Here is a 13,261-nt window from a genome sequence, read left to right as displayed (position 1 = left end):
TCCCAAACCAGCCTACTGGCACAATGGTTGGCAAACCACCTGGTATTTTCCGTGCCGGCGCGGTTTAGTTGTGGGCCGGAGGCACAAACGCCACGACTGGCCGTCCATTATACAATCGCAAGGAGCCTGCTTTTTGGACCACTCCCCGCTGGCCCTGCCACATCCCGATCCGCTGTAAAAAAAGCCCCTTCCCACCCGGTGGGGCCTCAAGAATAAAGAGTGGTGCTCCATCCTGAACGATTTCACCGCGAATACCACGGACATACCAAACCCGCTGGTCATCCTCAATCACGATGCCCACCCATTCCAATCTCGGCCAGGGGATCCCACGGTACTCCTGCCGTGTACTGGCCACCTGTTTCAGAACCTCTTCGGGCGACGGCAGTTTGTTGAAAAATGCACGCAGGTCATCAAAGTTTCTGCTGCTATTGTCCTGGGCCACACGCGGCCAGTCGTAATTGGCAGGATATTGATCTCGCAGCTTTTGGAGCGTATCCTGCCACGTGTTCCAAAAAACCTGCCAGCCCACATCGCCACTTTTGGCGACAGTTAGTGTCTCCCAAAACAGGTGAAAGAGGAGGGGAAGCTCGGGAAGTTCGGGCGGCTCCTTGCGTGAAAAACGAATAATCTCGGATAAAACCGTGTCGGCGGATGCCTCCCAGGATCTGGCACTCCAGTCCGCCAAGGCCTTTTCAACGCGGTTGTACAGCACCGTATGCGGAGCACGTCCTTGATACTCCACCATACTTTGTACGATGGGCAATTCTTCATCTTTATCGGATTTTAGGCTCCGCACCACCTTGATAAGCCTGCCGGGTTGTTCCCGGGAGTAGTACCGCCGCCCGTTTTTCAACTGGACAAACCACGCATCGCTGATAAGGGGCTGTTTCCACTCCTCATTGAGGGCAGGGACAATTGTCAGAGCCAGTTGATCGCGCTGGGAAATAATCGTGAGATACGCTTCCAGCCTCTGACGCTCCTCCATTTTCAGCGGGAAAGCATCAACCGGCTCGACCTGGAGGGAGTTGATCTGCTCGAGCAAGGTTGTGCGGGCCTGGGCCGATAACACGGTTCGCGAATCATTCCACAATGCTGCCGCATTATTCCATGCAGGTAGCGCATCCAGCCGTGGAAGCTCTGCTTCGACCATCGTGAGGTCGGTCAGACCTACCGAGTCAGCACCAGCCGCGATTTTTCGAACGGCTGCCAGATAGGCCTGCGTGCCCTGGGCGGCTGCCGAGCACAACTCACGGACGGCCCTTTCTCTTTTGGACGTCTTGGCCACCTCCATAAGCCGCGCACTGGCACGGTCACGAAGTTGATTTAACTCCCTGTCGAACGATAGGCCCTTATCGCGGTTTTCCGATTCCAAACGGTTGACACGTTCGACCAACTGTGACAATTGGTGTAATTCCTCTTCCACCGAGAGGTTATTGCTGTGGACAATCTGATTGAGATCTTCCTCCAACTGATTAATTCGTTTACGGAACTCTTCTTCGGCTTCGGCACGCAACGCAGCCCAGCGCTTTTCAGCCTGCGTTCTCAGGGCAGCCACGCGCTCTTTTTCTTCCGGGGTCCGTGCGAGACTGGTGGCCTGATCGAGCGCAGGGGCATTAGGGACGCTCTCCAGGGAACGCTCAACCATGATCAAAAGATCGGCGAGTTTCTTTTGACGAGAGTTCTCTTCCTGATGGGCTTCTTGCAGACGAGTTTTGATGGCGATCAATTCGGGCCGTTCCAGCAGTTGGGGATGCTTTTCTTCGAGATCCGCTAGGTAGTTTTCCGCCTCCTCAAACTGTTTGCTTTCGATGTAGGCTTCCACCACTGCCACAGCGTTCGCGGCGATCTGGTTAGTCTGGATTTGAGCCTGGACTTTCCACACGATCACGCCCGCCGCAATAAAGACCAGCGTCATAACAACGAGCAGGATATTTCTTCGCAAAGCCGCGCGGCGGCGGTACATATCGATGACTGCCGCGTAGCGTTCCTCGACATCCGGAGGCAGAGTCACCCCCGCCTCTTGGAGTGCCAGATATTGCTTTTCCAGCTCCGTTCGGGAAGGTGGATTCACGAGCATCTGCTGGAATTGGTTGAACAACTGTCGGCGGCGACGCTCAGCCTGTCGTTCGGCCTCCAATTGTTTGGCTAGGAGCATCGCAGGCTGCACCTTGTTTTGCAGGTCCCAATCCACCCATTGAGGAGCCGTCGCAGCTCGCTCCTGCCAGACGCGAAGCAGTTCTTCCACGCGAGACACATCTCGCCGTTCCATGGCCTCACGAATGAGCGTGGCGAGATGTTCCATCTCGCGACGGAAAGCCTTGTTGCGGAGCATTTCCACGGCCGAACGACATTGGGAAATCACGGACGCTGGCGGAGCACAGCGCCACTGTCCAGATTCAAGCTCCTTATGAATGTCTTCCAGGGCTGAGAGGTCCTCCGCCTTTACGCATTCCTGAATCTCTTGGGAAATCTGATCCAGCCAGAATTTTTCCAGTGTTTGCAGGTCCTCCACCCAAATCGGGTTTTCTGGTTCGGCCTCCGCAAGCTGTCTGAGCACCGCCGCACGTTTGGCTAGCGGCGCGCGGGCAAGCGCTAGCAGCCGATGCTGTCGCAAAAGCCCCGCCAGCCCCTGTTCGCTCTCATATGCCTCATTGAGCTCCGCGACGTACTGCGTCAAAAGTTCGGGCGGTTGCGGAAGTCGCTTCAAGGTGCAAATATCCACCCATGCGTCGCGATCGGGTAGATCCAACGCATCGACGGCATCGAGAAGTCGAGGCGCGATATCGGCACGGCGGATGGCCTCGCTTCGCTCACCCGCCTTGATGAGATGATGGATGTCCTGAAGACGCTGATTGACCTCCTGACAGGCCCTCGCGTAGGTTTCTGCGAGGTCGCGCAGTTCCTCGTCTGAAACGTTCGAGAGCGACGCCAGAACCAGTTCAATCTTGTCCGCAATCGCTTGGTAATCCATCGGGCCCACCTTATTGTCCAATCAGCACCAGTTCTCCCAGCGAGCTACTTCGACTGGGAAATTTCCAGCTCCACCATTGTCACCCAGACCCGCCGTGGCAACTGTGCACCTTTTTCCACCCAGAAACCCAATTTCGCCGGAATCGGTTCACGCAGTTCTTCTTTCGCATCATCGGGAGGCTTTGTCTGAATGGTTACACCGTTGCCCTTTCCCTCAATGGTCAGAATCACGAGAGTTTTATCACTGCGTCGATACCGGTACTCCGGAATATTTCCTTCCCAGCCGTGTTCGGTTTTCAACTGAAGGGCAATCCCTCCCGGGACAGCCGGAACCTCTTTTTGGTCCTTCAAACCAAGTCGAAACCGCTTGGGCCAACCGTCAGGTGGAATATAGAAAACATCTGCATCCGGCACCTTATTTCGATCCGAGTACTGCACGACATAGAGCCGAATACGCGACTCAGTAGAGGGTCGACTATCGAGCCGAGGGGCGACAGGCACCACCACGAGCTCGTTGCTCACCTCGGACGAATGTGTGCGTGGTTCGACATGCAATTCAACTGAGTTAACAGGGCCACCTACCAGCTTTGTGAGCAGGCGTGCTTCGTTCGGATCGCCGTTGAATTCCCTCTCTCGTTTGCCGTCGGCGACTGGTGTTCTTGGGGTTTGCGACGTCTCAGATGACGGGGCAGGGGGTAACGTGGTATTGGCCGACGAATCTTTTTCAGGCTGTGCGGGCGGTTTCTCCGGTTTCGACTCCGAAGGCCCTTGCGGTTGTTCGCTGGCAGAATTCCGCTTATCTGGAGCCGAAGTTCCGGGCGCCGCCGAGGAATTCTTATCGCGAACTTCCTCATTTTTGCCGTCGGTTTGCGAGTTTGGTCTTTCGGACACTTTCCCCTTATTATCAGAAGGGCTGCCTTCTGTCCGTCGGCCATCGGGTGATGGAGCCGTCTTACCGCCCGCCATTTGTTGCCGCTTTTCGGGAGCAGCTTGGGGAGGGTTCCCCGCGGCCGGCGGCTTTTCTCCGGGCTCAGGGGCGTTCTCGGCTTGATCACTTGCTTTTCCGCCGAAACCTCCTCGGCTGCTGAACTTAGACGCAATGAGCCCTGGAATACCACTGAGCACCTTACCCGCCGGGGTGAACGAGATCCCCAGTACTGTTCCGATAGACAGCACCAGCATACACGCCATACCGGCTGCGAATCCCAGCCAAAACCCTCTTTTATTTCCTCGATTCGATGGTACTCTGTTCGACGGGAAACCAGTGAGGGGCGGGGGGCCCTGGCGTTCGGCAAGCGGAAACACACCGCTGTCCGGAGGGGCCAATACGGGAGGCAGGTCGGGCGGTTGAACTGTTGCGCCTGCGGATGCGGTCTGAAGGCCTCTCGCCTGGTCGGAGGTTGCCGCGCGGGATGTGGAACCCCCATCGCGTTCCCCAGAGGGCTGGAGGATCCATCCTTCTCGCCCAGCCAGAGCCGCCCCATCCGAAGGAGCCTGCCCTCGCGGCTTTGTGAGGTCCCAGATTTCCAGACCACGGGCTTTTCGCCAGGCAATGGCCTGAGGCGAACTGGCGGGGCATGCCCGCCATCGGCAAATCGCCACGTCAGCCAGCCCCAAGTCATACGTGGTGAAAGTCACTCGCCAGCGGAATGCCTCGGGCAACAGCGCGAGTGACTCAGCGAAAAGCCGGAGCATGGGAACATCGTCAGGATAGATAAAATGGAGCAGATCGTCGGGGCGTGAAAGCGCCCGAAAAGCGAGAACTCCGCCCCATCCCGAATCTCCCCATGTCTTGGCCCAAGAAAGGCAAGGCTGAGGCTGGGCCGTTATTGAAGGAATGGAAACTTCGCGGTCCAACCAACCCACCTGGCCGTCCCAGTGATCGCGCATCACCCCCGGGCACATGAGCAGGGCAGCCGGTCCGCCGGGCGGACACTCCCCCGGTTTCAGCACCACATGATGAGCGACTTTATTGGATCGCCCAGAGTAATCCCGCCCAGCGTCCGCCACGCGCGAGAGCACGTGATAGGTCTCCGTTCCCAGCCGGACAATCGTGTGGCTCCAGACCACCGGGTTACGCCCCGTTCCGCTTCCAATCTCCTGGTGTCGATAGCCGCTCAGGGCTTCGAGACGGTCCAAAAGATTCGGCGGAATTCCCCGCGTAGCCAACACCGGGCAAAAACCGCTTGAGCCGGGCTTTAGCCCCTTGGGTGCCGACGTGATCACGAGTTCCCAGGCCATTGTCAAGATTCTCCGCTCAGTGTTTCACCGACTTTCTCCCTGTCATGGCATCAGGCGTCGTGTTTCCCAGCATGGTTTTGCCGAAGTGTGCCACCTCATCCGGCAGCCCCCCGAGAAGTGCTTCCGACGAGCCGCCCTACCAAGCCAGGCATCCATCGCACGAGCGTATACAGAATGGGTGTTTCCACCCAGATGGGCTGAATCTTGCTCGGAAGAAATCCAATGATCTCGCCCCGTTCGTTAGTCTCCGGAGAGCAACCGGTCGCACTGACGGGAATGTAAATGACGTCCCTGCTCAGTGTCTCGGCGGCAGCCACAATTTCCGGCACGTACTGCTCCATCAAGGACCGTACGGCACTGGAGACCTCCACGATGCGTTCGATACTCACTCCTGCAACCCCTTTAGCTGTCATGCGATACGGTTCTGGAAGCGGCCAGCAGGGGAGTAGCGGCCCCCAACAGTCTGCCTTGGCCACGATGACGACGAGTGGCGGCATGCCCCTGCGAAGGGGTGCTTCGTGATGTCGCAGCACCCTCTCCCAAGCTTCGCGAAGAATCACGTCCTGACGGTAGGGAACCTCTCGTGCAGGCCGATCGAGGTCCATTCGGACCTGCGGATCGTCGGAAATGCGACTGACTTCCCGCCGAAATCGTAAATCCTGGGTGGGGTCGAACACGAAAAACCAGGCAGCCGAGAGCGCCAGGTGACGCGTGACCGGGCTTCTCGCGGAATCCGCACCTGGAAGAAAACTTTCGCCTGCATTGTCATACACCACCAACGCCCGGCCTCCACGAAGCCCCAAATTGGCCCGCGGGTGTTTTCCCACCGGCTGAATAGAAAACAAAAAGGGTTTTATATACTGAACAGGTGCACCCCCGAGCATAACGAGGTTATAGAGGTCGCCGGTGGTTTCGGTTTTCGGAAGCTCCACGGGTGTCTGACCATCACGATTGAGGAAGAGAGTATTCTCGTACTCCTGCAGCCGATGATTATGGATGGCGTCGAGATCGGTGAGAGCCAGTCCGAATTTCTCTGGAAGAAGTTTCCGTAAACGCCAAATCATCGTCGTAAGAAAATAGGACTTTCCCGAGGCTGGAGCTCCCAACAGGGAAAAAAACACCGGCCGCAAATGAAAAATGCCACGCGGGATTTCCAGGTGACAATGGGGACAGGCAAGTCGCGAAGTAGGCATGCCCCGGCTGTCCAAAGCTTTACCCTGAAGAGTGAAACGATTAGGGAGAAATCGTTGGGGAACGTGAGGGCCGAGCAGCCGATCGCCCAAAAGATCGGGATGTTCCGAAATCCAAAGGGTGTCCGCAGGCTGAAAAACGTGCCAGCAGTGGGGGCAGGTGATCTTGGACAACAAGGGTCCCAGCAAGTCCTGCTCATCCAGCATTCGGTTGCTCATTTACAAGTTTCCCCATTTCCTCAATACGCCATGCCAGCTGATTGCCAAACAGGAGCGCCGCGGGGCCAGGTCGCCATGGGCCAGGAGAACCAACAGGCGACGAAAACGACGCATCGTGCACCCCTTTTTCGTATTATCCCCAAAATATGGGCGAAATTCGCCAGGGGTATGGAAAAAGCGAGCCAGGGCCATCGGGCACGTCTATCCCGCAATCCCGATTTGCCGTTCCGATCTGCCCGCAAACTGTCAAGCACCATGAAAAGCACGCCCCTCGGAGCGAATGATTCCGGTTTGCCAGCATCCTGCAACAAGATTATCCCCGGCCGAGCCGGAGTGCAACTCCTCTGACGCCCCGTAGAGCCCTATGACCTTTTTTTGCGGCTTGGTCAGTGCTTTGCCCGACGACCAACCGCAGCGCCCGCTGCATTTTTAGTAGCAGGTGGCATGCCGAGATAAAACTGGGGTCTCGCTCCGTTTTGTTTTCACTTCCCCGCAGTCCGCAGGACACAACGTCCCGCTCTAATCAAGTTGCGCTGTAAACTGCCGCAAATCGTTGATTCCCACTCGGGCTTCCAACTTGCCCACCCGGGCAACCACCTTTTCGAAGCCGCCGCTCCCGAACAGTCGTTCTTCCTCCTCTTCAAATCGTTCTCCCAATTCAGCAAGTTCCTTGGCAGACAAGATGTGGTGAAGAGCCGGAAAGACCTCCGTATCTTCTCGCGATTCGTGCGGGCGATACATTCGTATGAAGGCACGACACGCTCTCGCAAAGCTGCGCCGGTTCTCCGACTGCCGCCAGGCAGGCGCTTCAGTGACTTTCAGAATTCTGTCTGTTACTTTTCGCCCTACAGCATGCTGTTCACGCAACACAGCCACGACATCCGTCAACCGTTGATGTTTTTCGAGAACGGGGAAAATGTAATTCTCTTCCAGTTTGGCATGGTAGTCCTCCACGAAACTCCGGACAATCGTCCCCGCTTCGTGCACGACCTCCGCGACGTCTTCCCCGGCTTGAGGCAGCCGCGCTAAAGCCGCCTCGTAGATCAACAAGATGCGATTAAGAACTCCATGCTCGCGCATGAGATCTTCGCCGGCAGGTACCGGCGACTCTTCCAAGTCTTCCCCGGATTCCGCTGCACTCACGGCCGTCTTCCCACAAACAATCACCAATCCCAGACCGGCCGTTTGACTAAGGAATTGCCGACGACTTCGAGACATGGCCAACCTCCTTTCCTGGATCGCGATGGAGCAAACAGGTAGCGTTCCTTCCACGGCTGCCGACGACGCACTCTTCTGTGGTACCCAGTCCCTCTGGTTGGCGACGTTGGCGGCGAAGTGGCCGATTTCCGCCACCGTTAGCTTGACAGCATCAAAAAGCCATTTCAATCTCAACTGCAGGAGAATCTCCGACTTCCCACGTCGACAAGAATTCTAGCAGTTCGGACAAGTGAATGACTTGCACCATGGCAACCCGATCGCTGTGAAGAACGCGCCACCCTGCAAACCACAACGAGTCACTCGACATGGTTGCCGCTTGAAAAGACCGCAGCAACGTCGCCGACCTTGCCATCCCACGAAACCGGGTATGGGCGACAGGACACCGTCAAGAATTGGGTTGCACAGATCCCCCGACTTGGGCCTTTTGGATTGCACCAGCGAGCCGCTGACTCTCTACTTCAATTGGAAAGCGGTGCGAGTTCGACGTTCTTTCTCGCCTCAACAGCCAGATATTTTCCATCCGTCGACACGGTCACCGTCCCATGCCACGGCGTGACATACACGCCAGTCCCCACCGGTGCAAATAGATCAACAGCATGAATCCCCGGGACGTTTCGCGTGGGATGATCCAGGTAGTCAACGATGCATGAAGCGATCGCCACCTGTGCCTGAACCGCCTTGGCAAAATCGGCATTACCAAAAAATCCGTGATGGGGCACAACGACCACGTGGGCTTTGAGCTTTGCAGGAGATTCTCTCACCAGCACGGCCGCCGCTTCGTTACCGAGATCTCCTGGAAGCAGGAATACCGCGTCCTTGTACTGCACCCTCAAGACAAGTGAATTGTTGTTGTAGGTTCCGTGCGGCCGGGGATTCGCAGTCAAAAAGGGCTCTTCGGGCGGCCAAAGGACTTCCACATGCACATCGGCTCCCCACTCAAGACCACTTCCCTGGGACACTTCCCTGACGCGAGCACCCTTTTGCTCGGCCAACTTCTGTAGACCCAGCGAGAACTCCGTCTCGGATGTCTTGAGCTTTTCAGGAACTTTGCGGACAAACGGGGAAACGATCAACTCTTTCACCGGCCAGCGATCGAAAACGGCCGGGACACCGCCCTGATGATCGCCGTGCGGGTGAGAAATCACGAGTCCCTCTATTTGTTGCACATGATGCTCGGTGAGGCATGCCGCCACGGTATCCCGGTCTCCACCACCCCCGGTATCAATAAGGTAATGCCGACCTTCCGGAGTCTCCAGCAGCATCGCCAGACCATGCTGCTTCAACTCGATCACAGTCAGCGTGAGGGGTTTTTGATCCCGATCCTCACCGGAAACAGTCAGACCAAATAGGAACGCGAAGGAAATCCCAATTGCCGCGGATGCTTTTTGCAAGAACGATGTCGATGGTTGGAACTTCATACATCACCCTTTTGCAATGCAGTCAAGTTTGTTGTAACCTCACCTGTCAGCAACAAGTATTTTGCCGAAATGTTCCTTTTCTGGCGCAATCCCTCTGCATCAACGAACATGTTACGACTCGCAAGGCACACCTCACTGTCCGAAAAGAGCATTGATTGCTTCGACGGTTCGGTCCACCAGAATCTGTCCGCCTTCCGGGCTCACTTCCGTGCTCTCCACGACGGCACTGTAACCACCCCCCGCCACGGCGCGATCCGTCGCCAAATACGTTCCCGCGCCGGCAAGCTGAATCACGAACGTTTGTGTGGCTTTGCTTCTGGCCTGAATTTGCAGACCAAAGTCCACGAAAAGTTCAAAGGGATTGGTAGCAATAGCAACATCCCCGATCCGCAACACATGAATCTCGTACGAGTTTGTCCACTGGTCACGGGCAATCTGTTGTTGTTTCTCGTATCGTTCGGCGACGCGTTGATGCCACAGCATCTTCATGCGGAGGGCAGGATTATCAGCGAGCTTGGCAGCCTCTTCCCGCGCCGTCCGCGCTTCTTCGTCGGTCACCACGCGCAGCGGCAGGTCCAGGTTCAATACCCTGTGCTCAAATGGCACCTCGGGATAAAGCTCCTGCCGTGCCACATTATAAACATCCATCACCGTCTCGCTGATGCGACGAGCAATTTCCTGGAGCGAATCGAGGCCACGCAGCCGCAGCATGCGTTCCTCGGCAGCCTTCCGCAACATGAGATGGGGTGACAGGTCTCCCGCTGCCCCGCACCACGCCAGGATGTCAACCTTTCGGCCGAACTGGCGCCAAATCTCTTGCCGTACGAAATGCCAGAAATCTGCGTGGACGGTGGATTGACCTTCAACCTCCTGTGACGGGCAGGCCACCTCAATCGCCATGGTCAGTAACGTTCCGGATCGATCCGTAAAGAACAAAACTTGCACCGCCGGATCAGTTCCACTTTCCAGGTGGCGAAAGTCTGGTACATCTGTACGGCCGTACATGACGGCATGCCCGTCTGCATAAACCGCCCGCCGATTGTGTCCCACCACCGCATAGCCAAAACCATAGCCGAGCTGCGCAACCTGGCGGTTTTGCCAGGCCGTTTTCACAGCCTCAGCGACCCGATCCACCAAAAAGGCCACGTATTCAGAAACCGTCATGACGCCGTGATCGGGAATGACGTACTTTCCCTCCGTCACCACCGGTGCCGTGTGGGTGTGGGTCGCACTGAGGATGATCTTTTCTGGAGAAATCTGCGGAATAGCTTGTGATATCCGCTCTCGCACTTTTTGAAGGACCGCCTCCGGTATTCCGACCAGGTCGCAAGACACCATGACAGCGTGATCCTTCATTTGGCCGTTCTCGCGGGATTCCAGCACCAGCGCTGCCGCAACCAGAGGTGTTTCAACCCGATTCGCGACTCGCGTGTGAAATTGTCCCTCCAGTGCCACCGGCCGCGGAGGTGTGATATCAACGGTGGCTGAACCCACCCACAGTTCCACGGCCCAAGCCCTCGGCAAACCCGAAGCCAGAAGCAGACACACGGCCACAGCTAGCCACCACATTTGGTTTTTGATCATGTCTTTTCCCTTTCCCTTCCAGAATGACCTCGGCCGGTTGGATGGTTATTGAAAACTTACCCGGCTTCTGTCCGGGACACGGCTATCCCCGGTGATCCGACCGGTATTGTACGAAAACTTTCGAGCAACTTCGACAGATGCGGCTTCCTGTTTGTTAAACTGTTGAGTTCCTCATCTTAGACGCGGACTTTGAACATTCCGAGAACATGTCCCCCGGTCCATATTTCCTTGGCAACCTCTGGACCCTCACTTTCTTGAAACGATGGTGGTATGATTTTCCAACAGCCCAGCTTACAATGACGCACAGTTCAAAGTGAGTCATCTTGAGTCCCACGCAGAGAGGAGAACGATCATGGCAGGCGACAAACCCTTGGCCGTACAAAACACGTCCCGAAGAGAATTTCTCAAGCAGGCCGGAATCCTGGCAGCAGCGACGAGCGTGATCTCCATCGAAAGATTTGCCCACGCCGAGGGGAGGGAGGGCTTCCGCGTCGGTCTGATCGGTTGCGGTGGACGCGGCTCCGGTGCAGCGGCTAATGCCATGAATGCGGGCAAGGATATCAAACTGGTCGCCATGGCGGATATCTTCGAGGACCACCTTCGTGGTGCGCGGGAACGTTTGAAAAGCTTGTATCCGGACCAGGTTCAGGTGGATGATGACCACTGCTTTGTGGGCTTCGATGCCTACCAAAGAGTGATCGCTTCCGATGTGGATGTTGTCATCATTGCCGCCGCCTCCCATTTTCATCCTGTGATGCTCAAGGCGGCCGTGGACGCCGGCAAGCATGTCTTCTGTGAAAAGCCACACGCCATCGATGTCCCCGGTCTCAAAATGGCCATGGCCGCCTGCGAGGAAGCCAAGAAAAAGAATCTGGCTGTGGTTTCAGGGCTCTGCTGGCGTTACGACTACGGTGTTCGCGAAGCAATGAAACGCGTTCTGGACGGGGTTATTGGTGAGATCGTGGCCATTCAGGAAACCTACATCACAACTCCTTATGTCGTCCGACCACGTGAGCCCGGCTGGAGTGAAGCGTACTACCAGTTTAAGAACTGGTATCACTTCAATTGGCTATCGGGGGATCAGACCAGCCAGCAACTTATTCACAGCTTGGACAAAGCTTCCTGGGCCCTTCGCGATAAGCCGCCCCTGCGGGCGTGGGGGCTGGGTGGCCGACAGGCCTGTCTTGACCCCAAATATGGCGACCAGTTCGATCACCACGCGGTCGTATTCGAATATGACAATGGCGTGCGCGTGTTCGGATACTGCCGCGATATTCCCGGCTGTTACAATGAAACTTCCGACATTATCTTCGGCACCAAGGGACGCTGCTATTTACCCAGTAAGCCGCGTATCGAAGGGGCCGTGGAATGGCAGTACACAGGTCCCAAAGTTAGCATGTATGACGTCGAACATAAGGAAATGTTTGATTCTATTCGTGCAGGCAAACCCATTAACAATGGCGATTATATGTTCACAAGCACCATGCTGGGTATTTTGGCACAGATGGTGTGTTATACGGGCCAATTGATTACGTGGGAAGAAGCCATGCAGTCCACCCGTTCGTTCAGCCTCCCGCGGTATGGTTTTGACATTGATCCACCTGTCAAACCGGGTCCGGATGGCATCTATCCCACGGCAATTCCGGGTATTACAAAATTTGCCTGAACAATCGCTTTTTAATATTCAACTTTTTGCCGGTTAGCGCTTGCTGGGAGCGCTGGACCAGAAGGGTTGCCGCCCCGCAGGGGCCTTATGTTTTTCGACAATAGCCATGCCGGGTGGCGGTCAGCGCTCTAAAATAGTCCTGAAGTGTCAAGCGATAATAATCGTTCGCGTAGTCGCCCCTTTTATCTATCGATCATTCGGAGAGCCTCATGGACGTTTGGAGCGACGGAGACATCGTTTTTGAAGCACCGAAGTTTCAGATCGTGCGAAGAACAGCTTCGCAGGCACCCGCACAATCTCTTTACTATGTGAATCACCCTGGGGCGGTCGCGATTCTGCCGATTTTAGATGATGAGCGGATTGTCCTCGTGCGAAATCGACGCTGGGCGATAAACAGGGAATTGCTCGAGATCCCGGCCGGCACACGGCGCCCCGGCGAGCATCCGCAGGCGGCTGCCATACGCGAACTCAGCGAGGAAACGGGATACTCGGCAAGGATCTGGCAGGAGGTCCTTGAGTTTTACGTTTCGCCAGGAATAACCAATGAGCGAATGACCCTCTTTTTTGCCCGGGATCTTATTCCCGGTTCACCCCATTTGGAACCGGATGAGGATCTTCGTGTCGAAATCGCCACAGTGGAACAGTGTAAGACGGCCCTCCGGGAAGGACTTATTTGCGATGCCAAATCTATTATCGCACTGCTCGTTTTTTTCTCGCAGGCTCAATTCATTGGCTGAATCACAACGACGCACCCA

8 protein-coding genes are annotated in these 13,261 nt (G+C 56.1%); 2 read left to right on the top strand and 6 right to left on the bottom strand.

Annotated elements, in window-relative coordinates; genetic code table 11:
- Positions 1-64: 64 nt before the first annotated feature.
- The 6 genes from THTE_RS08225 to THTE_RS08190 form a co-directional block, all read right to left on the bottom strand.
- Positions 65-2,971, bottom strand: a complete 2,907-nt coding sequence (locus THTE_RS08225; protein WP_095414978.1) for a hypothetical protein — start codon at positions 2,969-2,971, stop codon at positions 65-67.
- Positions 2,972-3,015: 44 nt separating this feature from the next.
- The gene (locus THTE_RS08220; RefSeq protein WP_095414977.1) at positions 3,016-5,211 is read right to left on the bottom strand and encodes a GAP1-N2 domain-containing protein; all 2,196 of its coding nucleotides are present in this window, start codon (positions 5,209-5,211) and stop codon (positions 3,016-3,018) included.
- Positions 5,212-5,306: 95 nt separating this feature from the next.
- On the bottom strand, positions 5,307-6,620 hold the full coding sequence (locus tag THTE_RS08215) for a hypothetical protein (RefSeq protein WP_095414976.1): 1,314 nt from the start codon (positions 6,618-6,620) through the stop codon (positions 5,307-5,309).
- Between the two features lie 519 nt (positions 6,621-7,139).
- The gene (locus THTE_RS08205; protein WP_095414974.1) at positions 7,140-7,838 is read right to left on the bottom strand and encodes a hemerythrin domain-containing protein; all 699 of its coding nucleotides are present in this window, start codon (positions 7,836-7,838) and stop codon (positions 7,140-7,142) included.
- Positions 7,839-8,296: 458 nt separating this feature from the next.
- Complete coding sequence (locus tag THTE_RS08195) at positions 8,297-9,256, bottom strand: ComEC/Rec2 family competence protein (protein ID WP_095414972.1); 960 nt, start codon at positions 9,254-9,256, stop codon at positions 8,297-8,299.
- A 132-nt stretch (positions 9,257-9,388) separates the two neighbouring features.
- Positions 9,389-10,840: a neutral/alkaline non-lysosomal ceramidase N-terminal domain-containing protein gene (locus THTE_RS08190; protein WP_095414971.1), complete on the bottom strand. Its 1,452-nt coding sequence runs from the start codon at positions 10,838-10,840 to the stop codon at positions 9,389-9,391.
- 352 nt (positions 10,841-11,192) lie between these two features.
- On the opposite strand from THTE_RS08190, the gene THTE_RS08185 reads away from it, so the two are divergent.
- Together THTE_RS08185 and THTE_RS08180 are read left to right on the top strand one after the other, a co-directional pair.
- A complete protein-coding gene (locus tag THTE_RS08185; protein WP_095414970.1) occupies positions 11,193-12,506 on the top strand; it encodes a Gfo/Idh/MocA family protein in 1,314 nt (437 codons plus the stop codon).
- A 209-nt stretch (positions 12,507-12,715) separates the two neighbouring features.
- On the top strand, positions 12,716-13,243 hold the full coding sequence (locus THTE_RS08180; protein WP_095414969.1) for an NUDIX hydrolase: 528 nt from the start codon (positions 12,716-12,718) through the stop codon (positions 13,241-13,243).
- Positions 13,244-13,261: the final 18 nt, after the last annotated feature.

The organism is Thermogutta terrifontis (assembly GCF_002277955.1).
GTDB lineage: Bacteria > Planctomycetota > Planctomycetia > Pirellulales > Thermoguttaceae > Thermogutta > Thermogutta terrifontis.
This window is presented reverse-complemented; position numbering and strand designations above follow the sequence as displayed.